This is a genomic window from Pedobacter sp. WC2501 (genome assembly GCF_052682415.1).
Map to the genome: position 1 here is coordinate 4,416,751 of NZ_JBQZFI010000001.1, position 25,712 is coordinate 4,442,462.

Sequence of the window (25,712 nt, forward strand, 5' to 3'; positions counted from 1 at the left end):
TGTTCATTTCTTTTATTAGTTACATCCCTCCCCGTCTATGAGAATACTTCCATCTGATTTAGTTTGATAGGTTGCATTGTTAAAGGCACAGATCACCTTTAATATTTTATCTAATTTATCACCTTCAAGTGCTGTCCCTGTAAAGCGACAGTCTTTGGTTTTATCATTTTTAAAATTGATCTTCACGTTGAAACGCTCCTCTAGCTCCAAAGCCGCATCGGCAAAAGTGACGTCCTCGAAATGCAGATCGGCTTTCTGCCAGGCAATGGCCTGTTTGGCATCCACATTAGTTTGGATAGATTTACTATTCAGTAAATTATAACTTATCTGTTGATTAGGCGTAAGAATGCCTAACTGCTTATCGCCATTAGCAACGCTAACCTTCCCACGTGTTACCGTTACAACAATGGTATGGCTGGTTTTATCTTCTTTAATATCAAAAGCCGTCCCCAAAACAGTAGTAACTACCTTTCCCGTATGTATAATAAATGGCTTGCCTGCATCATGTTTAATGTCAAAATAAGCTTGTCCTGAAAGATAAACCTCTCTTGTTTTACCATTAAATTCTTTAGGATACTCTAACTGAGAATTTGAATTTATCCAAACCTTACTACCATCCGCTAATGTGATCTGCTTTTGTTGATTTAAGGGAACGCTCAATGCAATTAACTGTGTGGGGCGTACAAGGCTTTGCAATGCTGGCCATTCCAGGTATAGGGTAAAACAAATTGCGAGTACAGCTGCTACTGCAGCAATGCGCCGCCACAAGTAATTGCGTTGCAGGATCACAACTCGCTCAGATTTAGTTGCCTGGATGCTATTTTGTATCTCGCCGAGTACCTCTGCCAGCCATTGATTTTTACGGCTTTGATTAAGATGCTTCCATTTTGAATGTGGGTTATTGCTTTGCTCAAGCCAATTTTCTACCATTTCATTTTCTTCCTGTGAAGTTTTTCCTTCCAGGTACCGGTCCAATAAAGCTTCTATGATATTTCGATTCATCTTATAGAAATTTAACAGTAGTCGTATGAACTGCTGTTTGGTACTATAAGAAAATGATATTTTTTTTTCTGACGTGCAAACCTGGGCTTAAGAAAGCCACAAAACCAAAAGAATTGAAAAATAAGTGCCTGATAATGATTTTCTTATATGGGTTAAAGCGGTAGACAACTGGTTTTTTACCGTTTGCTCCGACAATTGAAGCTTTTCTGCAATTTCAGAAATACTTAGATTTTCTTCCCGGCTTAAATGATAAATTTCTTTTACTTTGGGCGATAACCCATTAATACAATTTTCGATGGTTCGCTGAAGTTCTTTAGCGGCTATTTGCTGTTCAACATTCGGCTGATAAGCATTCGACAATGATTGCAGCATTACAGCATACTCTTCGCGGGTAGTATTCCGCCGTATTTTATCGATAATGCGATAGCGGGTAATTGCAAACAGATAGGTTTTTAAATTAGAAGTGATATTTAATTGTTTCCTGTCTTCCCAAAGCTTTAGAAAAAGATCATGAATAATATCCCTCGCATCCTCCAGACTATATAACTTTGATGCTGCGAAATTTGAAAGACTTTCTGCATAGCGACTATAAATTTCGGCAATAGCTGTTTCATCATCATCCCGCAAAAGTTGAATCAGTTGACTATCCGCTAATTGTTTTACTGTCCCCATTTGTCAAAGTACCAAATATAAGGTTTTAATGATACTCTACAATTCAGCCGCATCAACCAGTCGAATGAAATATCAAATACCTTGATTAATTTAAGCCAACTTAATGTAAATCTCATTTTTGCAATTGTCCACATGATTAGTCCTTCTAAAGCGTACTTCACTTTCTCATTTCATGTCAACCACCATTCCCAATCGGCCCCGTTCATTCCTTCCTCATATTTATTAAAAACACGGATATGGATTTCATTTGGATGTTGGCTCTTGAGGTCTAGCAGATCCTGATCAGTGAGCGTTTCCTCCTTAAATTGAAAACTTACGGTTTTAGAACGTTCTATCTTTTCCCATGCCTCCTTTGCCTGGAAAAGGCTTTAGAGATAATTAAATAATCTTGTTTATCCAGTTAAAATACTGGTTAGATAACTTACCATTTATTGTACAGATTGTACAAACCGAACATCTTGTGTATTTTAAGAAGCAAAGCTATGCTTTACAGTGGGCGGGGTTCGTGCGGAAATGTCAACATTTTTTTTGCGTAAATTTAAAAATATGAAAAACAAATTAGCTCTTATTTTATCTATTACAATAAGTTTTCCGATATTAATTATTTCAGTATATTTTTTATTAAAAAAATCAGACTCTACGAACCTACTTCTGTCTCTAATTGGTTTAGGCTGCATGATAGGATCATTTATACTAATAATTCTAACTTTTTATCCACGAAAAGGAAAGGGCTTGGAATGAAAGATAGGGATATTTTCCATCAAAAAAACCGTGAGGTACTGATAAACTTATCGTAGTTATTTTCTAAGCTTAGAATCTCTCTGGAGAACTGTGTGATTATATAGTCTCTTGAATGTGGCTTCTTCAAAATACCTTAAAGGTATAGTAAATTAGCTGGGTCTGCCTTCTATATACGAAATATACTACTGGTTTAAATTTACCACTCCTTCTTTGTCTTTTATCTCAAGGTTCTGGACAGCCATGTTAGTCTTTTCACCCGATCCATTGCTAACTTGGTGGTTCCGCAAATATCGAAATCGCCAATCTGAGAACTTATTGAGCTGTGTATCATTTGTAGACTTAGGGAACTTTCGATTTACTTGTTTCATCTACAGTAATATCTGAACTTCCACTACTTTTACTTCCTTCTGATTCCATTATCTGATAATCCCAAGTAGTCCCCAAATTCATGTCCTTGCTTTTCCATGCGGCAACATGATTTGCAAAGGTCACAGTTCCACTTGAACGTTTTGTTTTCCTGACACTCCAATACTGCTGAAAAGTTTGATTGCCGTCAATCGAAGGTTGATTGGTTCGTGTAGTCTGATATATATTGTACGTTCCTCCATCGCTTGAAAAGGTGCCTTTTGATATTCCACCTGGAGGTATCCAATCACCATAATTTTCAACAACGTAATATTCAATAAGTGGATTTCTTGTCCAACCATAAACAGCCAGATATCCGTTCTTACCACCATCAAAACTTCCTGAAAAACTAATAACCCGATCAGCTTTTCCAATCATCCAACCTTTCCCCGCGGTAAAATTCCCAATATTAGACCATACAGTTTTATATCTACCATTAGGTCCTAAAACCATAGAGGCTGTTCCACTATTCCTATCGTTCCAAAAAGAGTAGTAAAAGCCATTATTTATTCCTGTTTGATTATTCGTTATGCTTTGTCCGTTCGATTGTTGCTCGATAAATAAAAATATCAACAGTAGAAATACTCCGAATTTGTTTTTTGAAGTTAACATACGATTTATTGAATTAGTATAGACGTTTAATATGCAATAAGTTCTTAAATACAAATTCTATAGCTGCATCTCTATTTTCCAATACGTCCTGAACAGAATTAGATACCTCATAATCAGGAATAGTTCCTCTTTTCTGTAAAACTGGGGATATTGCTAACACGGAATGTAAAAGTGGTATTGTAATGGCAGTTTCGGTATGGCCACCTAATATTGATATTTTTTGGACGCCATTACTAAGTCCAGCATATCCGGACGTTTCACTTCCGACCAAAATGGCATTCGTATACTCTTTGAAAAGTCCTGCGGCTGTACCGCCCGCAGAAACCATTCCGCCATTAATCAGCACAACCAACTTCCCGTTAAAATGATATTCTTCGATTGGATCAAATTTCTTTAAGTCACGTAAGGCCTCATATCTGGTCACCTTAAAAGTTCCATCCTTTTGCCTAGCCAGACCATAGTCTTCATCTAATCTAAGTTTAACCCCGGTTGTTTTCAAAAAGTATTCATCATTCCCCAACGCAATTATTTCTTTTGATGGAATTATGGGCTTATCAATAAAGTATTGAAGTAAAAAAGCAGCATTTTCTCCCCTACCACCACTATTATCTCTTAAATCGATAATTAAGTTTCCAATTCTGTTAGCAGAAATTTCCTTAAAACATTTTTTATAATAATCAGGAAAGGTATTTTCGGGTTCACTGAAGCTGTTTTTAAAAAATCTATCAATCTTGAGAATTGCATAATTTCCATGCTTATTAACCTCAAAATTGAAGGCATCTTTAGATGGGATTGAAGATGGATATCGTTTAGCTCTGAGTGCTATGTAATTTTGTTCAGAGATTGGTTCCACTTGTGCGGTCAAAATTTTATTAGACTTATAATCCCGGTAGGAAATATTGTAAGATACTTTTTCTCCAAAGATCTGCGGATATAATTTACCAAACAGCATAAAGTAAGAAACTCCTATTTTATGTAGTGTAGGAGATATACTTTTACCATCGGAAGAAAAATGTTCCAATATTTCTGATAAAATCTCATTACTTAAATGATCGTCTATTGCCAGAATTTCGGAGCCTTCCGGAATTTGCAGATTACTCAAGTTGTTTACTATGAAAATCCGCTCATCTTTAACATAAATTTGAAAGGGTAGCCATTTTTGATTAGCTATAATATCGCCCAAATGGTTAAAAGCCTTTACACTTGTATGGTCATCGTGAATAGTGGCAATCATTTTAAGTACAATTTTGTAAAAATCTTTTGCCTGCAAAGGTTTGGAAGCGTCCAACATTAATTTGTCTACCATTTCCTCAAATTCCTCTGGCGATTGATTTGTATAAAGTCCTGGATGTGTTTTGATAAGAGCTCTTTTAAACTTATTGAGATCTGCCTGCATGTCTTCGGGCTGATAGATTGTGGGTTTTTGTGCAATTCCAGCTTCAGGTGTAAAGTTATCCTTGATAAACAAAGATATGTCACCGTCCTGGTTCACCGTCATTTCACCTTTGGAAGTATCAAATAACAACTCAATACCAGCCTTATAATACATGAATTGATCTTTGACACCAGCTTCCAGCGGAAATGCACTCTGCCCGCTCGCCTGGGCTGTTAATGCCGTATCATTTTTACTGATGGTTATTTTGAGTGTCGATTTTTTGCTACTATAAATACCTAAGTAGCTGTCTCTGGCTTGCATCTTAATCGTTTGTGCAGCTACGCCAAAGGTAAATTTGATAAAGATTGATAAGAATATAAAGATTTTTTTCATGATAAGAGCTTTCTTATAAGACGAATATAATATAAAATGCATCACTTTAATAACTTTCCGGATGGCTTTTAAACTGTGAGAATTGACCCAAATTCATATCATATCAGGTTACAAAAAATAGTGTTAAAAAAATACGTACAGGTTTTAAAGGCCAGATAATTACAAGGGTTTTATGTCAAAACATGCAAATGCCTTTGGTAATTAGTAGTTCTAACTATTTGGAAGTCTATAAAATAAATTATTGTTCGATCCACTTTATTTCCTATTAGAATATTAGGTGCAAATCCCAGCGGGATCAAAGAAGATAGCATCAGAACTAAGTAAAAGCTTTAAAAGTAAATGACTAAAGGCTTTTTTGTTTGCCGGAAGAGCCTAAAAAAGGCTAATAAATCACAATAAATTCACAAAACTTTAGTAAGGGATTCTGGCGTAAATTAAAATCTATATTTTGCTTTTCAAATTATAGAAACACGTGCCAATTAAGCGGACGCATTGAAAATCTTAAACGCGTACCGGAAAATTCAAAACGATTATTAAAGGTAATGATGATGATCTATCTAAACATCACCTCGTTCATAATCAGTATTCCGATAAGTCCGATAACCGAAACCAGCGTTTCCATGAGCGACCAGGACAAAAATGTTTGTTTGATAGATAATCCTAAATACTCTTTGAATAGCCAGAAAGAGGAGTCATTTACGTGAGAACAAAACAGGCTCCCTGATCCAACTGCAAGCACCATTAAATTTGGATCGGCACCATGAGGCCCAACAAGCGGATAAACGATACCGGCAGCGGTGAGGCCAGCTACGGTAGCCGAACCCAGGCAAAGCCTTAACACCGCCGTTATTAACCAGGCCAATAATAAAGGTGGCAGGGTTAGCCCTTGCAAAATTGCGGCAAGGCTGTTGCTCACCCCTGTTTCTACAAATACTTGTTTCAAAATGCCAGCGCTGCCAATTATTAAAAGAATCATCGCTATATCTTTTGTTGCATCAACATAAATAGCCATGATGTCAATCAGCTTTTTACCTGACCTAACTCCTAGTGTAAATGTTGCAATACAAATGGTTAATATCATGGCAATAGTTGGATCACCAATAAATCCGGCAAAATTTACAACAACCATATTGTCACTACATATCCGGGTGATCAACGTGGTACCCAAAATGATAAGCACAGGTAACAATGCAGAAACCACACTATTTGTGATCCCCGGCAATTCATGATCAGGCAATTCATCGGCCCGCAAGGTAACTGTTGGGCTGGATTTCATATTGATTAATACTTTTGCAAAAAGTGGCCCCGCAATAATGATGGCAGGTATGGCCACAATTAAACCATAGGTAAAAGTCTTAACCAGATCTGCATTAAACTGGGTAACCAAAGCCATGGGCGATGGATGAGGTGGCAAAAAACCATGCATTACGGAAAGCGATGCAAGCATAGGCAAGCCTACATATACCAGGGGTAATTTATAGTTGTACGCTACCGAAAAAATAATTGGAATAAGCAATACAAACCCAACATTATAAAACAATGGAATGCCTACTATAAAACCTGTTAAAGACATGGCCCAGGTGATGTGTTTAGCGCCGAATGTTTTTTTTAATACCGAAGCTATTTTTTGAGCGGCACCACTCGAGGCGACGAGTTTTCCGAGCATGGCACCCAAAACGATGATGATAGCCAGCGATCCTAATGTATCACCTAATCCTTTATTAACCGTTTGCGGAATACTGGCGGCGGGCATACCTAACAATAAAGCTGCCCCTACCGATACGATTAAAAACGCAAGAAAGGTATTAACCTTCGCCCAGGCAATTAATAATACAAGTGTAATTATACAGCCAAAAAGAATCAGTACATCCATGTTTCTGCTTTAATGAGAGTCTCTGGTTACTGTTGAACCTGAGCCACCTACTAAAAAGTCCAGATCTGCACCTTTATCTGCCTGCTGAACATGGTTTACATATAAGTTTACATAACCACGTGTTGCAGCAGGAATTGGCGGTACCCAATTGCTTCGCCTCAGGGCTAATTCTTCATCACTCACTTCAAGGTGGATACGTTTATTGGCTACATCCAGCTCAATCATGTCGCCGTTTTCTACCAGCGCTAAATTCCCACCAATAGCAGACTCTGGCGATACGTGCAGTATAACCGTGCCATAGGCCGTACCACTCATCCTGCCATCCGATATCCTTACCATATCGGTTACGCCTTTGTCAAGTAGCTTTTTTGGTAAAGTCATGTTACCTACCTCAGGCATCCCCGGATAGCCGACCGGACCAACCGTTTTCAAGACCATCACACAAGTTTCATCGATATCCAGATCAGGGTCGTCTACTCTCGCATGGTAATCCTCAATATTTTCAAACACTACTGCCCTACCCCGGTGCTGCATCAAAGCAGGCGTAGCTGCTGATGGCTTTATAACCGCTCCGTTAATTGCCAGATTACCTTTTAGTACCGTAATGCCGGCTTCCTGAATAATTGGCTGCTCAAATTCATAAATAACTTCCTTATTGTAATTTATTCCTTTATCAGCAATGTTCTCAGCATGCGTTTTCCCACTTACCGTTAGGGTATCCATTTTTAAAACAGATTGCATTTGTTTTATAACAGCAGGTAAACCACCAGCATAGTAAAAATCTTCCATCAAAAATTTCCCAGAAGGCATAAGATTTACCAGAAGCGGCATTTTACTGCCAATATCATCAAAATCGTCTAAGTTTAGCGGTACTCCCATACGCCCTGCAATAGCGGTGAGGTGAATAATAAAGTTTGAGGAACCTCCTACCGCAGCATTTACCTTAATGGCATTTTCAAAAGCATCCCGTGTTAGTATTTTAGAAATTTTCAGGTCTTCTTTAACCATTTCAACTATTCTCCTTCCCGATAGCTGTGCAAGCCTTTTCCGCCGGGAATCAACGGCAGGTATAGCCGCACCACCGGAAAGGCTCATGCCTAAAGCTTCAACCATGCAAGCCATAGTAGAAGCCGTGCCCATGGTCATACAGTGGCCCGGACTTCGAGACATGCAACTTTCTACTTCTGCATATTCATCATAAGTAATTTCGCCTTTCTTTAATTCCTCTGTCAGCTTCCATACGCTTGTTCCTGAGCCGATGTCATGTCCGTGATATTTTCCGTTTAACATGGGTCCACCAGGAACCACAATTGTCGGTAAATCTACACTTGCCGCTCCCATTAGCGTAGAAGGCGTCGTTTTATCGCAACCCGTAAGTAATACTACACCATCAATAGGATTGCCTCTTATTGATTCCTCGGCATCCATACTGGCCAGGTTACGGAACAACATAGCGGTGGGTTTCATGAGCGTTTCTCCCAATGACATGATGGGAAATTCGAGCGGAAAGCCGCCAGCCTCCAATACCCCGCGACGAACACTTTCGGCAATATCACGCAGGTGTGCATTGCAAGGTGTAAGTTCAGACCACGTATTACAGATCCCGATTACCGGTCTGCCATCAAACATGTCTTCGGGCATGCCCTGGTTTTTCATCCAGCTGCGGTAGATGAGACCCATTTTATCTTTTTTCCCAAACCAGGTCGAACTTCTATATGATTTCATATTTAGAATATGCTATGTTGCGCTATTTTTTACTTCTTTAATTAGATTTTTTAGCTAGTGGACGTATCTATTGAAAAATCGTTTCACTTGCTTGGGCAGAGGTTTCTAAACCTATAATTTATTTACCTTGCTGATCACGCTACGGTATTTATAAGTGAACCAATCTCTGAAATGGTTATTTTTACGATATCTCCGCTTTGTAAAGTAAAATCATCAGTGGGAATTATTCCTGTACCTGTCATTAAATAGGTTCCATGAGGGAAATCCAATTCCCGAAACAAATAAGACACTAAATCCTTGTGCTTACGTTTCATTTGATTAATGGATATTTTCTCTTGAAAAAGGATTGCTGAATCTCTGGATATTTCGATGCTGATATTCGTATCCGGATCTATTGACCCCTCTGTTACTAAAAGGCAAGGACCTAAAGCGGTAGCCCCATTGTATGATTTTGCCTGTGGTAAATAAAGCGGATTTTCGCCCTCGATATCCCTCGATGATACATCATTACCGATTGTATAACCTTCTATAGTGCCTGCTGAGCAAATAAATAAGGTCAATTCCGGTTCAGGTACGTTCCACTTAGAATCTGCCCTGATCCGTATGTTTGCTCCAGAACCCACTGTACGGTATGATGGTGACTTAAAAAAAAGTTCCGGCCGGTCTGCATCATATACCCTGGCATAAAAATCCCCGCCTTTTGCTTCTTTTGATTCCTCTATTCTGGCTTCCCTGCTACGAAAATAAGTTACACCAGATGCCCATACCTCCTGGTTACCTATAGGCGTTAAAACAGCTGAATTGGTGAGCGATTGTAAATCTTCGTTAGGCTGGAGATGTTGCAACTCACTGCTGACCACTTTAAAGAGGTTACTCCTGTTTACAAACTTATCCCAGCTTTTCTCTTCTGTTAAAAAATATTGGTTATCGTGGTTGATAATAATCCCGCTGGAGGTGTTATAAATTCTCATAATTATTTGGTTAAGTTTTTTTGGATCGAAAATTAAGTTTGAACTTTATTTAAGTATCCAGGCGGTAAAATTGAAAAGCAAATAAGTCCTTTTAAAGCACATTTATAGCATAATGTTAATATAATACAATAAAATGCTTCAATACTAAAATTACTGGTTTGTGTTGCCTGATTTGATTACTTTGTAGCTTTTCGCTTCGCTATGGGCACTATTTAATCAGCATCTTAACCGCTCTTGCATTTCCATCCAGCTAGGCCATAGCACGGCATCCCCGTTCTACTTAAATCGGCCTAACAAATTTTTGGGAATCCACAGGCCAAGCCTATGCAGAAACTTCAATACAAAAATTTTCAGCCGACACTTTTGTTTCTTTTGGTGCCAAAAGAAAAAGGCCTGTCCGGCTAGGACAAATAAGAACACCCCGTCCTGCGGACACCCCTCTAAAAGAGGGGAATTATATACCGGCTGATATTTCAACGTCATTTCACTGATTTTGTTAATAAATTGCCTCTAAGGCCGACGGCTATGAACAAAAAATGTCTGCAGTAAACTATTATCTGTAGTAAACTATTAAAGAAATATTAATAAGCGAACTGAGCTTACTACGCAAATTTCTTCTCTTCAGTTTTAAGATAATTATATCTATAGTCCATTGGATTTTTTTTCGTAAGCGCTTTAAACTGGTGATAGAAGTGGGAAATATTGTTGTAGCCACAGGCATAGCCTACCTCAGTCATGTTAAATTCCTCTTCTAATAACAATCTGCATGCATTTCCAATTCTCACTTCCATTAAAAACTGGATATATGTTTTCTTTGTTTTGGATTTAAAGTACCTGCAAAAAGAGTGCTTTCCCATATTAATTAATGCAGCCACCTCTTCTAACCCTACTTTTTTGTGGTAATTATTAAACGTGTATTCGAATATCGCGTTAATGCGGCTTTGATCGATGCTGTTTACTTCCGGGTTAAAGCCGTTAGATGATATAATTTCATATTCTTTCGAAGCTGCTATTATTTCTAAAGCAGATAATAAACTGATCAATTTACGGGCAGGCGATTCGTTGAGCATTTCCTCCGCTATTTTGCCAACCTTTCGCCTGGTTGCTCCTTTTAAACGCAAACCGAGCTTACTTGTATTTAGCAGTTTCACAATCGGACTAATTTCAGGAAGATTCAAAAATGCATCACCCCAGATGTTGTTTTCAAAAAGAACCACGATGGTTTCTCCAACTTTTTCGGTTTCGCTTTCCAGGTATTTTTGTTCACAACGGAAAGTATGTGGCAGGTTTGATCCAAATAAAAATACATCACCATTTTTAAATGGACCAACGTGGTCGCCTATCAGGCAGGTGCCGTAGGTTCTTTTAACAACTAATAGTTCGCACTCGGGGTGATAATGCCAGGCGCTTAATATCGCATGTCCTATATCTTTATGGATATTAAAAGAATGCTCCGGGTTTGGAGTAGCCTTTTTTAACGTAGCCTTCATGTTTATAATTGGTTAACTATAGCATGAAATTATAAATTATGTACGATATAATGCATATCTATTACCTTTTGTTGGGAGTTATATTAACAACGTCAGGGTTTATTATTTGGGCATCAGATTGGTTTCATGTCAAAACAATCCCGTAAGTAATTGATAAACAGACATATTTTGAATACTTTATCATACAGCAACCAATACCGGAAAGAAATATCTATGTTAATATGTTACAATTTTTTGCTGTAATACTGAAATTGCTTTTCATTAAAGTTGTCTTTATTTGCTTGAGTAACATAACTGTTTCAAAACCAAATATAAAAGAAATTGAGGCTTCTATTCTTCGCAACTATTTTCTTTAAATAAACTATTTAGCCCAGGCATATTTGCCCTGGATGATTAGAACAGAGATTGATTAACTAACAAACCAATATAATCATATGAGATAGATTTACTTCACATTCAAACACCATACCTAGTCGTTAAACGCTGCGTATGCTCCACACTGACAGCACCGCCTTTGCGGTTATTTAAGCTGTTTATTAAAAACCAATTCTAACCAAATTATAATGATGAAAAAAAAATTACTTCCACTGGTATTTACCTGTACTGTGTTAACGGTATTCATTCTTTTCGAATCCGCGAGTGCTTCAGCTGGTGGGCTAACAACCGCAATATTTAGCAAATCTTTACCAGCAAAAAAGTTAAAATTAGCTCCGATAGGCATTACAGGTAAAGTTACCGATGAACAGGGCGTTGGTTTACCCGGCGTTAGCGTTGCTGAAAAGGGAACGCGAAATGCCACTATAACCAGTTCATCCGGCAGTTATACGATAAATGTTTCCAATACCAATGCCGTGTTGGTGTTCACATCCATTGGTTATAAACCGGTAGAAATAACGGTAAATACAAAAACCGTTGTTAATGTTTCTATGGTGGCGGTTACAAATGCTTTAAATGAGGTTATCGTAACTGCCCTCGGTATAAAGAGGGAGGCCAAAAGCCTGGGCTATTCGGCTCAAAAAGCTGATGTACAGGCACTGCAAACCAACCGCACAACTAACCTTGCCAATGCACTTGAGGGCCAGATCGCCGGATTGGACGTTTCCCCTCCCGCTGCAGGGCCAGGTGGGAGTACAAAGATTCGTTTACGTGGACAATCTTCTTTCACTGCAGACAATTCGCCGCTAATCGTAATCAATGGCTTGCCAATGTCGCAGGGCGCAAGCAGCAGTAATGGTTATACACAAAACGTAGACCAGGGAGATAACCTGCAAGGTATCAATCAGGACGATATCGAATCGATGACTGTTCTGAAAGGTTCTACCGCTGCAGCCTTGTATGGTTCGCGTGCCGTTAACGGAGCAATCATTATTACCACAAAGTCGGGGTCTAAGAATAGTGGAATAGGGATTGACTTTAACTCTAATTTCACTTTAAACCAGGCGCTGGATTTTACAGATTTTCAATATGAATACGGCCAGGGTGAAAATAATATTCGTCCCTCATCACAAGGTACTGCGCAGAGTTCTGGTGCATGGAGTTTTGGAGTGCCGTTTGACAATGTACCAACATATCAGTTCGACGGCGTTCAGCGTCCTTATGCGCCTGTTAAAGACCGGATAAGTAAGTTCTTCAGACTTGCACCATCATGGAGTAATACCGTTGCACTTTCTGGCGGTAATGACAAAGGAAGTTTTCGGGTATCCCTCTCTAATCAGGACGCTCAGGGTATAGTGCCAAACAACGATTTTCATAAAAAGATTTTTAACGTTGGCATTAACTATAAACTTACCGAAAAATTATCTGCACAATTTTACGTTAACTACGATCACCAGTTTAATAACAATCCGCCACTTGTTGGTGTACAGGGCAATTCAATTCCTACCTCAATTTACAGGTTGGCTAACTCCATTTCTTTTGATGTACTGAAAGCGGGTGCAATAGATGCCAACGGAAACGAAACACCTACTTCTAGGTTTGCTACCGTTACCAACCCCTACTGGATATTAGAGAAGCAATTTCAAAGACAAACAAAAGATCACTTGTTAGGTACTGCTGTGGTACGCTATCAGTTTTTCGATTGGTTATATCTTCAGGGCAGGGCGAATATGGACCTTTTGCAAACTACCTATGAATCGAACACGCCGACGGGCACGCTGGCTGTATCTGCAGCACCAACAGGGCTGTATAACGGTAGCTACGGGATAAGTACATCAAGTACACGACAGAATAATTTTGACTTCCTGCTGGGTGGCGGGCATAAGTGGAAAGATTTTTCATTTAATGCAACAGTAGGTGGTAATCACTTTCCCTTAATTACATCAACATTTAACGAGGCGGTAACCAATTTTTACATCAGAGATTTATATACCATTGGAAACGGTGTTACGGCAAATTCGAGTTACAACCTGACTAAACAAACCGTAAATTCATTGTATGGTACAGCAGAATTTTCCTACAAAAATTTATTATACCTAAATGTTACCGGCCGTACAGACTGGTATTCGGTACTGGCCAGAGATATAGATCATTATTTCTATCCTTCAGTTAGCGGAAGTTTCGTTTTTTCGGAATTACTTCCAAAAGCAAAATGGTTAAATTTTGGAAAGCTTAGGGTTGCTGTTGCAGAAACTGGAAGCGCCCAGGGGGTTGGTGCTTATAATGCATTAACATTTTTGCTTGCTCAAAATTCATTCAACGGGCTTCCTTTAGGCAGTATTAACGGAACAGCTTCACCAAATACCCGGATTAAGCCTTTCGGCGTAAATGAAAAAGAAATAGGTATTGAGTTGCGTATGTTCAACAGTAGAGTAAATCTGGACGTAGCTGCATACGATAAAAAAACGACTAATCAAGCCGTTCCAATAAGCCTGTCTGCAGCAAGCGGTTACAGCACCACGTTAGTTAACTTGGGTGGTTTGGACAATAAAGGATTGGAATTTAACCTGGAATTAATCCCTGTCCAAAACAAAAACTTTACCTGGAAAACGGCTTTTAACTCTGCTTTCAACTCTTCAAAAGTATTGTCATTAGCGAACAACCAATCGCAGCTTGTAGTGGGCAGTCCTGAGTTTTTTGGGTCTATTGTAGATGTGGTAGGTTTACCCCTGAACCAGATTGTAGGTTCAACTTACAAGCGGGATGCTGCCGGAAATATCATATTATCAGGAGGCAAACCTGTAGCAAGTGCTAAACCAGTTAATTTTGGCAGTGGCCTTCCTAAAGCAACAGGCGGTTGGCTAAATACGTTAAATTACAAAGGCTTTACCTTTATTGCCCATATTGATTATAAAGCAGGTGGTAAAGTGCTATCGAGCACAAGTTTAAATTTATTAAGAGAAGGTTTATCAAAAGAGTCGTTACCTGGCCGTGTGGGTGGCGTAATTTTTCCTGGCGTAAACGCTACTGACGGATTACCAAACACCACCGCTGTAAATGCCGAAGATTTTTACGCAAATTATCGTTCAACGAATATCTTAGATCCATTTATTTACAGCTCAAGCTTTGTTAAATTAAGAAACCTTTCGCTGGGATACGACTTGTCTAGATTTATCAATAAAAAATATGTGAAAAGCTTAGTGCTTTCTGCGGTATGTCATAATGTATTGATCATCAAAAAATATACGCCCAACATTGATCCCGAAGCAATTGCCTCAAGCGGAGATAACTTAACAGGTTACGAACAGGCATCGCTACCAACAACACGTACTTACGGATTTAACTTAAATGTAAAATTCTAACGCTTTATACAATATGAAAAATTTAATCAGAATTATAGCCATCGCCATCTGGGTTACAGTAATTTCCAGTTGCAATAAAGGGTTTGATAAATTAAATATTAATCCAAATAATCCGACAGAACTCGACGCGGCATTCTTGTTCACCAGTGCACAATTCGGAACGCATGGAGCCACGATGGAAACCGAGCCAACCATTGTGCAGCAGTTTGTAAATCCGTTTTCGGGAATCACCTCGGCGTTTAATTTTAACCAGCTGAATCAAACCTATACTTCGTCAAAATGGAATGCTGAGTATACGGGAACAAATACTGGCGCAACAAGTTCTTCAGGCCCTGTTCAATTATTGGTCCAGATATTAAGCCAGCTCAAAGGCAATGCAGCAAGAACAAATTTATATAACGAAGCCAGAATCTGGAAAGCTTATCAATTTATGATGCTGGTAGACAGTTACGGAAACGTGCCTTATACTGAAGCCGGACAAGCTTATTTATCAAATGTGCTTACCCCTAAATACGATAACCAGGCAGCGATTTACACCGACCTGATTAAAGAAGTTACGGAGGCAACGGCAGCTTTAGATCCGGCAAAGGATATCGTAAAGGCTGATGTGTTTTACGGTGGCAATATCGCCCAATGGAAAAGATTGGGTTATTCCTTATTGCTTCGGTTGGGCATGAGGTATAGTAAACTAGATCCGGCAAAAGCGCAAGCTATTGTGCAAGCTGCAGTAGCGGGTGGTGTAATGACATCAAATGCCGACAACTGTTACCTGAAATACAATACCACTTACGTGAATCCTGTGAGCCAGACAATTACGGCAATAGCAAACACCTATTATTTAGCGGCTCCCTTTGTAGATCAGCTAAAAAATAGTGGTGATCCGCGATTGAAGTTTATATCCGGTAAATATGCCAACCCATTAGCTGCACCTACATCCGTACCAGATACCATATCTGCAAACCAGTTCGGACTTCCTGTGGGCTATAGCAGTGCTACTTTATCAACTGCTCCCGGATTTAGAGGTGCTAACGGCTCTGGCTTTAATTATTCACAGGTTAATTATAGTATTTTCGGCAGTTTAACCGCCCCGCAATTTTTTATCACCCACGCTCAAACGCAATTCCTGCTGGCAGAGGCCGCTGTTAGAGGCTGGATAACCGGTGGCAGTACACCAGATGTTTATTATGCTAATGGTATACGTGCGGCAATGGACCAATGGACAACCTATAACCCCGCAGCCATTATTCCTTTAGCTACGCAAAATGCATTCATTAATAATCCCGTTAACGCTTATAATACGGCAAATGCGCTTAACCTGATTAATACGCAATATTGGGTGGCTTCCTGGGGCAATGGTACCGAAGCATTTGCGAACTTCAGGAGAAGTGGTTTTCCAGCCTTATCGCCCAATACCATCGCAGGGCAAAACATAACCGGTGGTTTTGTTCGCCGCTTTGTTTATCCAACGCTTGAGCTTTCTGCAAATGCAACGAATTACCAGGCAGCGGTTGCAGACAATGGTGGGCCGGATAATATGGACACGCGCATTTTTTGGGATAAATAGAAAAACCCTGAGTAGTTCTCCAAATTTGCCTTTTTGATCAGCAAATTCGAAATCGGTCTTGTAAAACATCTTTACAGGACCGATTTTTTTCAATTCCTGCTATAAAAAGCATAATGCCTTTACATCAAGTTTGGTCTATCTATTTAAACCTAATTTATCTTTAATTGTTGGATATCTGGTTCTTCCGATCGGCAACTCAGTTCCATTTTTGAGCCTTAAAAAGTTTCGGCCGCCAGCTTTATTCAAAAAACATTCAAATTGTGCTATAGAAACCAGGTATGACTTGTGTATTCGCAAAAAAGAATGGCTTAAAAGCTGCGACAATTGTTCTAAAGTCTTATCATGCAGGAAGTATTCGCCACTTTCAAGATGAATTTCAGAATAGATATCCGAGCCTCTAAAGAAAGCGACATGCGCTATGGCTATGATTTTCAATGTGCCTTTAGATTTGACAGAGAGAAATTTTAGCTGCTTTGTGCCCATATCTATCGTTGAACCTGCCCTGTCAAGGGCAAGCTTCAATCTTTCCTTTTCAAAAGGTTTAGAAACAAAATCTACTACTCCATAATCAAAGGCATCTACAGCCTTTTCCTTTTGCGCCGATACAATGATAGTATGAAAGGATTCTGCGGCAAACTGCTGTAAAATTCTGAGTCCATCTTCACCATTTAGGTTCAGGTCTAACATCACCAGGTCAAGCTTATTGGTTTCAAGGTAAACTTTTGCATCAGCCAGATTCCCTATGCAAGAAATTTCAGACAAAATAGGACCCAAAATCTCCCGGCACATGCGTTCAATCCGACGGGCGATTAAAAATTCGTCTTCAATTATTAATATCTTCATTTGCTTATTATGATTTTGGTTATCCAACCCTCTGCAATCTCGTGTGTGTGGAACAGCCAATTCTTGCCATAACTTTCATTGAGCCGCGCCTGGATGTATTTATGGCCAGTTCCTGTACCCTGCATTCTTGATTCAAACTTATTTGCGGTAACCTTAAAAGTGTAAAATTTCCCGGCTTTGTCAGTTGAATAAGTTAAATCAAACCTAATCGTTCCATCCTTGAGCGGCCGGCTGTGCGTAATTCCATTTTCAAGGAGCGTATGGATGATGGCCGGAGGTATGAATTCTTCTGCATGAATACCCGTAACATTAAAAAGATATGTGATGCCTTTACGATATTGCATAATCTTGAGATGGAAGTTGCAGAGTGCGATCTCATTTTCGATGGGAATCAATGATTTTTCGGCCATTTCAGAAAGCAATTCAAATTCGCCTGAGAGCGCTGTGATCATTTTTACGCCATCATTTGGCGATTGCTCAACCAGTTCAGTCAATGCAGTTAGGGTGTTCATCAAAAAATGTGGTTGAATGCTCTTTTTTAATAATTCAATTTTTAAACGTTGCGATAACAGCAAATTCTCCTGTGCTTCGTTCATTACTTTTTTAAAACGTTTGCTTAAAAGATACAACATGCTGATCAGGAGAAAACCAAAACTAATGTATAAACTGTAGTCATAATTTATAAACACATTAGTTAAAACACTGCAAGTAAGCGCTGCTAAAACTGCCAGATACCCCTGTGCCCTTATCAGTGCGGCTTTTAGCACGGTAGTTAAACAAGCAATCCCCATGAGCATACCAAGAACTTTCGATGTAAAGTCATATCGTCCATGATAAAAAATAAATGCGGCCATCAGGGCCATGATAACAATTGAGTTAAAAATATAAGGCCTGAAAGCGCTGAACTGGCGGTTAAGGAAATATGGAATCAACATGGAAATAATTAGGGTCAGTACTCCTATAACTTCCAGACGGATAAATTGAAAAGGGTAAGTATAGTTCCATACTGCTGGCAAATATTCGATAGCAAGCAATGCAAGAAACAATAAACATAAACAAGCAAATACCAGAAAGAGCGGCTCTGAGCGATGTACGAGGTAGAGAAAAACATAGTAGATGGTTCCGGTAAGAAATATACCACCAAGCATAGACATCATGATGAGGATCAGTTTGGGAAACTGTGTCAAATCCTCATAAGCACCTGCATGGGCATTGAAAAACGTATACTTCCGTTGGTAGTGGAAATTGGAGATTCGCAAAGCAAGGACGTGATGGCCTGGTTTTGAAACTGAATCTATAAGGCCGAGTATTAAATGGTGATACCCGGGAATTTCCAGGACCTTACTATCCGCTACCCTGCCGCTTGAACCAATATATCTTCCGTCCCAATAAGCATCGTAAGAGCCGAGGGCAATCACCTGGACTGCAAAAGGCGAAAGGGCTTTTCCTCTTCCCACCATGTTAAAGTGGAAGCGCATGGTATAGATGCCTTTGTAAGTGGTTTCGTTAGATTTATCCCAGGCACTATCATTATAGCTGTAAGAATACCACTTTGGATCGCTTCCGGTTTTCAACCGAACTTCCGTAGGCCGGGTTGAAGGAACCGTGCATCCGCTTAGCATTAATACAAGGGCTGAAATAGAAAGAACAATTATTTTAAGCATCATCCAAAGATAAGTAGTTTAGCAAATTTAGAACAGTCGTTCACAAGCCCCAGGTGCCGTTCACAAGGCATTTCTATAAAGTTATATAGTATGCTGATATTATTGTAAAAAAAAGCCATGACACTTTCAGCGAAAAAAATATTCATCCTTCTATTTCTTGTAATACAGGGGGGCTATGTATTTGCCCAACAAGATTTAACAAGAAAAATAGACTCAGTAATTCGCCTTGCTAATAAAAGAGGTGTATTTAACGGGAACATTCTCATTAAAAAGAGTGGTAAAATCCTTTACGAAGCATCCATGGGATATGCCGACGCAAGCAAAAAATCAACTCTTAGCAAAAACTTGTTATTTGATATCGGTTCGGTGAGCAAGGAATTTAATGGCGTTAGTATCATGATGTTACAGGAAAGAGGGCTTTTGAAGCTTGAAGATCCATTGTCAAAATACATCCCGGGTTTGGGCAAATGGTCCGAGCGGGTACTGATAAAACATTTGATAAATTACACCAGTGGTATTCCATTATTTAACTTGTTGGCCCAGGAGAAAGATGAGGTTATTTTTGAGAACCTGCGGGCCCTGAATGATCTACAATTTGAACCCGGCAGCGCCTATCTTTATAATCACTATAACGTTTTTCTGCAGATGCGAATAATCGAAAAAGTAAGTGGGCTAAGCTATGCAGATTTTATAAAAGAAAATATATTTACCCCCTTAGAGATGAATAATTCTGTGGTGGATTACCCGACAAACGGCATAAGAATTGCAAAGGCTTTCGATAATGAGTTCAAGCCAACAGCATATACGCAAAGCATGAGCGGATGGGTACGTTTGACTGCCGAAGATCTTGGTAAATGGGTCGACGCACTTGACCATTACCGGCTTATCTCGGCCGAATCGTATAAAAGCTTATCAGAAAACTTTCCCGGTGGAGAAAGTAGCCTTGGATCTACAAGTTTTGCGAACGGACAATTAACCTGGCACCAGCATCAGGGCTCCAACAGCAATTTTGAGGCGCTCCTTTACAGCCTGCCACAAGAAAACATCCTGATTATCATAATGACCAACAACCAGCAGATGAAAGTTCATGGCATTAAGTCTGCCATATTGGGAATTTTGCAAAATCAGCATGTCGACGTGCCTAAAAAATCAGTGTATTTGCAGGTCAGGGAAAAAATATTGGCTAACCGGATTAAAGGACTGGCATATTATAACCTGTTGCGGGCAAACCACTTTGATAGCTATGATTTTTCTTTCGAAATCGGCGATTTACTCAGCACAGGCAAGTATTTGCAACGTAGAGAACATCTTGATGATGCCATCTATATTTATAACCTGGCAGTCAGGCTTAAGGGGCAACCTTCAGATATTGCTTACGGCTATGAGCTAATGGGAAACTGCTATTTAAGTAAAAAGGATAAACCCCAGGCAATAAAATCTTATCAAAAGGCGATAGAAGTAGATCCTGGTAATAAGAATGCGAAGGCAATGCTTTCAACACTTTAAAACAATTAGCGTAACGCACTATGCAAATCAAAGCAAGAAGGTTAAGTTTTAGCATCCCGATAGCAGGGGGAACAGGTCATTAGACAGCTATCAATGACAGACTCCAAAAAGAGGTCGTCATTGCGAGGCACGAAGCAATCTTAATGCGCACGCTGTTAGCGATCGTTGTAAGATTGCTTCGTCGGCTGAAAAAGCCTTCTCGCAATGACGATCCCACGGGGGAGATTTATCTCCATTAAATTCTACTGTCACTCATATTGATTTTAAACAACCCATAAACTGATGGAGTCACAAAAATATGGGTAACATTCTTATTAACCTGAGTTCGATTATTAAATCTCATTTTGTGGCGTTTTAATCAAGTTTTCTGCTAAAGCGGTCGTCACCCTGAATTTATTTCAGGGTCTTTCACGCTAAAAAGATGCTGAAATAAATTCAGCATGACGATCTCGTTATCCCAAGGCGCTAAAAAACAATTATTTTGATTAAAGTATTAATCGAATTCAGGTTATTAATTTTACCCGTATCTTGGATGCTCTACTGATTATTTAAAAAAAGGCCGTCATTGCGAGGCACGAAGCAATCCTAAAGCGCACGCTGTTAGCGATCGTTGTAAGATTGCTTCGTCGGCTGAAAAAGCCTTCTCGTAATGACGATCCCACGGGGGAGATTTATCTCCATTAAATTCTACTGTCACTCATATTGATTTTAAACAACGCATAAACTGATGGAGTCACAAAAATATGGGTAACATTCTTATTAATTTTACCCGTATCTTGGATGCTCCACTAATTATTTTGTAATTTACCTTAAGTATAAACCATAGACCAAATTAAATGTTAAACCGTAGAAATTTCCTCAGCTACGCTGCAACTGCAGTAGGAACCACTGCCCTGCTTTCTGCCTTAGATAATCCTGCCTATGCCCTTTTCAGTAAGACTATTGGCGCAAACGACCAAATCAATATTGGCGTAATAGGAATTAAAGGCATGGGATGGTCCGACCTCAAAGCGGCCCTCAAAGTACCCGGCGTAAACCTAATCGCCCTGTGCGACAGTGATGCCAATGTGCTTGATGAAAGGATGGCCGAATTAAAGTCGATGAATGTTGACGCCGCAAAAGTAACAAGATATAAAGATTACCGTGCGCTGCTCGATAATAAAGATGTCGACGCCGTAATTATCGGAACACCCGATCACTGGCACGCCCTGATGATGATCCATGCAGTACAGGCAGGTAAAGATGTATATGTTGAAAAACCGGTGGGCAACTCTATAGTCGAATGCAGTACCATGGTTAAAGCGCAGGAAAAATACAATAAAGTTGTGCAGGCAGGTCAATGGCAGCGCAGTCAGCAACATTTTAAAGATGCTGTTGATTTCGTAAAGAGCGGCCAGTTAGGAAATATCAGAACGGTAAAAGTATGGTGTTACCAGGGCTGGATGAAACCTGCTCCCGTAGTGCCTGATACCTTACCCCCTGCAGGCGTTGATTATGCCATGTGGCTTGGGCCGGCGAATAAAAGAGCATTCAATGCCAGCAGATATCACTTCAATTTCCGCTGGTTCTGGGATTATGCCGGTGGCTTAATGACCGACTGGGGCGTGCATTTATTGGATTATGGCTTGCTGGGCATGAATTCACCAGTACCAAAAACCATATCTGCATTAGGTGGCCGCTTCGCCTATCCCGATCTGTATGAAGAAACACCTGATACGCTGACTACCTTATATGAGTTTGACAAGTTTAACATGGTATGGGATTCTGCCATGGGCATTGATAACGGCTCTTATAACCGCAACCATGGCATTGCCTATATCGGTAACAACGGCACGCTAATCCTCAACAGGCAAGGCTGGGAAGTGATTGAAGAAAAGGTAAGCGGCAATAAAGTGAGCAAGCCCTTTGTTAAATCCTCAGATAATGGCCTGGACAATCATATGGTCAATTTCTTTAGTGTGGTCAGATCCAGAAAAAAAGAAGAACTAAACTGCTCCATACAGGCTGCCGCGCATGTAGCTACCGTTGCCCAAATGGGAAACCTTGCCTTCAGAAGCGGACAAAAACTATCATGGGACAATGCCAAACATCAGTTTACAGACCAGAAGATCAACGATAAATACCTGTTGGCCCCGTATCACAACGGTTATAGTTTACCCAAAGTTTAACGCTACAGTTTAACAGATCAGGAGGTATACATGATCCCTCCGGGATCACATAAGACCGCATGAAAACTACGTAAAAGCTTGCAAATCAAATGATTGCAAGCTTTTTTTTTTGTTTTACCGGAAAACCCAAAATATGCAATAAATCGCATAAAAAATTGAGTGATTCGGTGAGTAGTTTTACAAATTGGCATAGTCACTAAAAACAACGTAAGCTATTGACTTACAGAAAGTTCAATCATTGAACGACTTGATACGATTAGACTGCAAGGCTAAATTGTTAACTTTAAATCAGTCGATTATGAAAACTAATTTCAGTCTGCTCTTCTACCTGAAGAAACCAAAAAACTATGTTAAGGGTGCTGTTCCTGTTTATCTGAGGATTACCGTTGATGGAAAACCTGTGGAAATGTCCGCCAGCAGAAAATGTGAACCGGAATTGTGGAACACCAAAGCAGGCTACATGACCGGCACAAAAGAAGATGCCAAAACCTTAAATTCCTATCTCGACAAAATGAAAGCGGGCGTTACTGCTGCCCATACTGCTTTATGCGTAGAAGACGCAGATACAAATCCTATAATGCCGACCTCATTAGAAACCGAACACCTTAAATTTGATTTTGTGCTGATAAGGATCGCAGAAGCCAACTACAAATTATTCCTCAGATCCAACAATCCGGAGGTTAAGATGTTAGGAATATTAGCTAACTTTGGTAAAGAAGATAGTTACCAAGCGGTTAAGTCTATTATTGATGGCATACAGTCGATTACAAAAGGCGATTTTGCCGAGAGCAGATATTTTAAACCTGTTTATGGAGTTCCGAAGTACGCTACGAATTAGTTAAGAACAGCGTCTTTGACTCGCTTCGTATTGAGTTTATAAGCTCAATTTTATTCTTGTATCCGTAAAGACGCTACGCTTAAGGACAGAGGGTAATATAATTTGAATACTGAAATTCTGATTTGAACAAAAGAACGAATGTGCGTTAAGCTCGCATTAAAAGATGGTTCAAGAAGTCCAATAAAGATATAATTCAAACATTTCTAAGTCTAACTGATTGGATGGCCATGAGTAACGATATAGCCATGGATTTAATTATGGGAGGTATAAAAGCAGGAACCAATAGTAGGGATGCAAATATTAACGATGTTAAAGCAGGCGCTAAAAACGTATTAAATGAATGGAGTAACCCAAAACAAACAGCATTTTCTGAATTTAACAAAATAAAAGAGCAGCTTACAAAAAACAGTAGATGCTGCTAAAGAATTTAGAAATAGATTAAAAAATATACTGGGGGTATGCACACAAGCAAAAAGGGTTGTTCCCTATGACGAAAACAACCCTTTAAATTAATTTCTAATTATTCATGGCATTGCCACGCAGATTTTTGTTGTTATCCAACTCCGCTTGTGGGAAAGGATAGTACATTGCACGCTGCGTCCAACCTATCGTCTTAAGCGGCTCAAGCCATTTTGCATCAGCCATACCCCAGCGTAAAAGGTCAAAGTAACGAAGATATTCACCGGCTAACTCAACAAAACGCTCGTGCGCTATTATGCTTTTGATATTGTTTAGTGGCACGCCGTTTTTAGTAATATTTTGCGCCAATAATCCATCAACATCAGGTATGGTGCCAGGAGAATGCTGGTACCATAAGCTCGGCTGTTCTGATGGCACCACGTTGTTGGCACGTGATCTAACCATGTTTATATACTGTTTTGCGCCGGCTATATCGCTCTTTTCGTTCAAACATTCAGCATACATCAACAATACATCAGCATACCTGATTAACCTGTCGTTTATACCATTATCAAAATCAGAAACCTGCACATCAGGGCAGTATTTACGTGTTCCGTACAGATCTTTGTTGGTGGCCAGTTTGCTCATCCAGTAAGCGTAATCTGTAACTGTACCATCAATTTGCGTAAACTTAGCACCGTTATCGCACCAAAGGGTCATAAACTTGCGCGGGTCACCTGTCTCAAACTCATCATAAGTTTTTTTGTTCGGCGCAAGGTTCCACCATGCTCCACCAGTACCGTCAAACATGCCTATTTCTTGCCAGCGCCATGAGCATGATAAATCGTCGCCCAACCACCCGGGGCCGTTAAACATCTGTACCTCGAAAACAGATTCAGCATTGTTTTCTGTCGCTTCAGAAAAATTGTCTTTATAAGCACTTACCAATTGATATTCTTTGCTATCAATTACTTTTTTCAATTCAGCTTCAGCACCGGCAAAATTAGCAGGCTGGCCTAATTCAAGTATTGGCCTGTATAGGTATGCCTTGGCCAAATAAGCCTGAGCAGAGCCCTTTGTAGCGCGTCCTTTAAAAGCAGCGTTAGCATACAATGCACTTCTAAGGGGCAGCAAATCTGCTGCTTTAGCTAAATCGCTTGTTATCAAAGCATATATCTGGCCTTTTTGTGAATTGCTGGAATAGTAATCAGCATCAGAAGTAACCGGTTTATCAATAAGCGGGATGGTTTCGCCAAACATCATGCCCAGGTGCAGATAAAAAACACCACGTAAAAAATAAGCTTCGCCTAGCATCCTGCTTTTCCGGGCAGGGTCTATTGGTCCGGTAAACTCGCTTATTTTAGAAATAGCCAGGTTTGATGCAAATACACCGTTCCACATATCTTTCCATGTTCCTGATAGTAAGCCATCGCTGGAAGGCGTGTTATAAGTATCATAGTACATCGGCTCCCACTTAAATGTATGATTAAAGTCATCACCCGGCGCAAGTAATTCATAGTAGAATGATCGTGCATATCCGCCTTGTACTCTTCCTATTAATGCCTCATAAGCGGGTATTATTGCACCCTCTAACTGGTCTGCTGTTTTGTAATATGTTTCGGTTGATAATTCTTGCGGATTTACCAGATTTAAATCAGGCTTGCAAGAGTGCACCGCTATCAAAGTAGCAATGAATAGTGTCCCTATTTTAAATATATTTTTCATAATTATTTC

The 25,712-nt window shown here is 39.6% G+C and carries 17 protein-coding genes; 6 read left to right on the top strand and 11 right to left on the bottom strand.

The window, feature by feature from the left end:
* Positions 1–15 precede the first annotated feature (15 nt).
* The 8 genes from ACUN24_RS18630 to ACUN24_RS18665 all read right to left on the bottom strand — a co-directional run bounded on the left by ACUN24_RS18630 (position 16) and on the right by ACUN24_RS18665 (position 11,259).
* Positions 16–1,002 (bottom strand): FecR family protein, encoded by a 987-nt coding sequence (locus ACUN24_RS18630; RefSeq protein ID WP_445563863.1) that lies wholly within the window; start codon positions 1,000–1,002, stop codon positions 16–18.
* Positions 1,003–1,089: 87 nt separating this feature from the next.
* The gene (locus ACUN24_RS18635) at positions 1,090–1,674 is read right to left on the bottom strand and encodes an RNA polymerase sigma factor (RefSeq protein WP_445563864.1); all 585 of its coding nucleotides are present in this window, start codon (positions 1,672–1,674) and stop codon (positions 1,090–1,092) included.
* Positions 1,675–2,754: 1,080 nt separating this feature from the next.
* Positions 2,755–3,432, bottom strand: coding sequence for a glycoside hydrolase family 11 protein (locus tag ACUN24_RS18640; protein ID WP_445563865.1), 678 nt, complete (start codon positions 3,430–3,432; stop codon positions 2,755–2,757).
* A gap of 13 nt (positions 3,433–3,445) precedes the next feature.
* Positions 3,446–5,200, bottom strand: coding sequence for a S41 family peptidase (locus tag ACUN24_RS18645; protein ID WP_445563866.1), 1,755 nt, complete (start codon positions 5,198–5,200; stop codon positions 3,446–3,448).
* A 553-nt stretch (positions 5,201–5,753) separates the two neighbouring features.
* Positions 5,754–7,073 (bottom strand): gluconate:H+ symporter, encoded by a 1,320-nt coding sequence (locus ACUN24_RS18650; RefSeq protein ID WP_445563867.1) that lies wholly within the window; start codon positions 7,071–7,073, stop codon positions 5,754–5,756.
* A gap of 9 nt (positions 7,074–7,082) precedes the next feature.
* Positions 7,083–8,798: an IlvD/Edd family dehydratase gene (locus ACUN24_RS18655; protein WP_445563868.1), complete on the bottom strand. Its 1,716-nt coding sequence runs from the start codon at positions 8,796–8,798 to the stop codon at positions 7,083–7,085.
* Positions 8,799–8,932: 134 nt separating this feature from the next.
* Positions 8,933–9,769, bottom strand: a complete 837-nt coding sequence (locus tag ACUN24_RS18660) for a fumarylacetoacetate hydrolase family protein (RefSeq protein WP_445563869.1) — start codon at positions 9,767–9,769, stop codon at positions 8,933–8,935.
* 602 nt (positions 9,770–10,371) lie between these two features.
* Positions 10,372–11,259 (bottom strand): AraC family transcriptional regulator, encoded by an 888-nt coding sequence (locus tag ACUN24_RS18665; RefSeq protein WP_445563870.1) that lies wholly within the window; start codon positions 11,257–11,259, stop codon positions 10,372–10,374.
* Between the two features lie 563 nt (positions 11,260–11,822).
* On the opposite strand from ACUN24_RS18665, the gene ACUN24_RS18670 reads away from it, so the two are divergent.
* On the top strand, positions 11,823–14,996 hold the full coding sequence (locus tag ACUN24_RS18670) for a SusC/RagA family TonB-linked outer membrane protein (protein WP_445563871.1): 3,174 nt from the start codon (positions 11,823–11,825) through the stop codon (positions 14,994–14,996).
* 13 nt (positions 14,997–15,009) lie between these two features.
* Positions 15,010–16,560, top strand: coding sequence for a SusD/RagB family nutrient-binding outer membrane lipoprotein (locus ACUN24_RS18675; protein ID WP_445563872.1), 1,551 nt, complete (start codon positions 15,010–15,012; stop codon positions 16,558–16,560).
* A gap of 135 nt (positions 16,561–16,695) precedes the next feature.
* On the opposite strand, the gene ACUN24_RS18680 is transcribed toward ACUN24_RS18675, so the two are convergent.
* Both ACUN24_RS18680 and ACUN24_RS18685 read right to left on the bottom strand, forming a co-directional pair.
* Positions 16,696–17,403, bottom strand: a complete 708-nt coding sequence (locus ACUN24_RS18680; protein ID WP_445563873.1) for a LytR/AlgR family response regulator transcription factor — start codon at positions 17,401–17,403, stop codon at positions 16,696–16,698.
* Positions 17,400–19,070, bottom strand: coding sequence for a histidine kinase (locus ACUN24_RS18685; RefSeq protein ID WP_445563874.1), 1,671 nt, complete (start codon positions 19,068–19,070; stop codon positions 17,400–17,402). The genes ACUN24_RS18680 and ACUN24_RS18685 overlap by 4 nt, the downstream gene beginning before the upstream one ends.
* 114 nt (positions 19,071–19,184) lie before the next feature.
* On the opposite strand from ACUN24_RS18685, the gene ACUN24_RS18690 reads away from it, so the two are divergent.
* The 4 genes from ACUN24_RS18690 (at position 19,185) to ACUN24_RS18705 (ending at position 24,001) form a co-directional block, all read left to right on the top strand.
* The gene (locus ACUN24_RS18690) at positions 19,185–20,573 is read left to right on the top strand and encodes a serine hydrolase (RefSeq protein ID WP_445563875.1); all 1,389 of its coding nucleotides are present in this window, start codon (positions 19,185–19,187) and stop codon (positions 20,571–20,573) included.
* 836 nt (positions 20,574–21,409) lie between these two features.
* Positions 21,410–22,741, top strand: coding sequence for a Gfo/Idh/MocA family protein (locus ACUN24_RS18695; protein WP_445563876.1), 1,332 nt, complete (start codon positions 21,410–21,412; stop codon positions 22,739–22,741).
* Positions 22,742–23,039: 298 nt separating this feature from the next.
* Positions 23,040–23,579 (top strand): Arm DNA-binding domain-containing protein, encoded by a 540-nt coding sequence (locus tag ACUN24_RS18700; RefSeq protein ID WP_445563877.1) that lies wholly within the window; start codon positions 23,040–23,042, stop codon positions 23,577–23,579.
* Positions 23,580–23,806: 227 nt separating this feature from the next.
* Positions 23,807–24,001 carry a hypothetical protein gene (locus tag ACUN24_RS18705; protein ID WP_134380798.1) on the top strand — a complete coding sequence of 65 codons (195 nt, stop codon included), beginning with the start codon at positions 23,807–23,809 and terminating at the stop codon, positions 23,999–24,001.
* 94 nt (positions 24,002–24,095) lie between these two features.
* Here ACUN24_RS18705 and ACUN24_RS18710 read toward each other — a convergent pair whose 3' ends face one another.
* The gene (locus ACUN24_RS18710; RefSeq protein WP_193420213.1) at positions 24,096–25,703 is read right to left on the bottom strand and encodes a RagB/SusD family nutrient uptake outer membrane protein; all 1,608 of its coding nucleotides are present in this window, start codon (positions 25,701–25,703) and stop codon (positions 24,096–24,098) included.
* Between the last annotated feature and the right edge of the window lie 9 nt (positions 25,704–25,712).

Excerpts from the sequence above, each read along its gene's own strand:
- ACUN24_RS18630 (WP_445563863.1), bottom strand. The coding sequence starts at position 1,002 with ATGAATCGAAATATCATAGAAGCTTTATTGGACCGGTACCTGGAAGGA.
- ACUN24_RS18635 (WP_445563864.1), bottom strand. The coding sequence starts at position 1,674 with ATGGGGACAGTAAAACAATTAGCGGATAGTCAACTGATTCAACTTTTG.
- ACUN24_RS18640 (WP_445563865.1), bottom strand. The coding sequence starts at position 3,432 with ATGTTAACTTCAAAAAACAAATTCGGAGTATTTCTACTGTTGATATTT.
- ACUN24_RS18645 (WP_445563866.1), bottom strand. The coding sequence starts at position 5,200 with ATGAAAAAAATCTTTATATTCTTATCAATCTTTATCAAATTTACCTTT.
- ACUN24_RS18650 (WP_445563867.1), bottom strand. The coding sequence starts at position 7,073 with ATGGATGTACTGATTCTTTTTGGCTGTATAATTACACTTGTATTATTA.
- ACUN24_RS18655 (WP_445563868.1), bottom strand. The coding sequence starts at position 8,798 with ATGAAATCATATAGAAGTTCGACCTGGTTTGGGAAAAAAGATAAAATG.
- ACUN24_RS18660 (WP_445563869.1), bottom strand. The coding sequence starts at position 9,769 with ATGAGAATTTATAACACCTCCAGCGGGATTATTATCAACCACGATAAC.
- ACUN24_RS18665 (WP_445563870.1), bottom strand. The coding sequence starts at position 11,259 with ATGAAGGCTACGTTAAAAAAGGCTACTCCAAACCCGGAGCATTCTTTT.
- ACUN24_RS18670 (WP_445563871.1), top strand. The coding sequence starts at position 11,823 with ATGATGAAAAAAAAATTACTTCCACTGGTATTTACCTGTACTGTGTTA.
- ACUN24_RS18675 (WP_445563872.1), top strand. The coding sequence starts at position 15,010 with ATGAAAAATTTAATCAGAATTATAGCCATCGCCATCTGGGTTACAGTA.
- ACUN24_RS18680 (WP_445563873.1), bottom strand. The coding sequence starts at position 17,403 with ATGAAGATATTAATAATTGAAGACGAATTTTTAATCGCCCGTCGGATT.
- ACUN24_RS18685 (WP_445563874.1), bottom strand. The coding sequence starts at position 19,070 with ATGATGCTTAAAATAATTGTTCTTTCTATTTCAGCCCTTGTATTAATG.
- ACUN24_RS18690 (WP_445563875.1), top strand. The coding sequence starts at position 19,185 with ATGACACTTTCAGCGAAAAAAATATTCATCCTTCTATTTCTTGTAATA.
- ACUN24_RS18695 (WP_445563876.1), top strand. The coding sequence starts at position 21,410 with ATGTTAAACCGTAGAAATTTCCTCAGCTACGCTGCAACTGCAGTAGGA.
- ACUN24_RS18700 (WP_445563877.1), top strand. The coding sequence starts at position 23,040 with ATGAAAACTAATTTCAGTCTGCTCTTCTACCTGAAGAAACCAAAAAAC.
- ACUN24_RS18705 (WP_134380798.1), top strand. The coding sequence starts at position 23,807 with ATGAGTAACGATATAGCCATGGATTTAATTATGGGAGGTATAAAAGCA.
- ACUN24_RS18710 (WP_193420213.1), bottom strand. The coding sequence starts at position 25,703 with ATGAAAAATATATTTAAAATAGGGACACTATTCATTGCTACTTTGATA.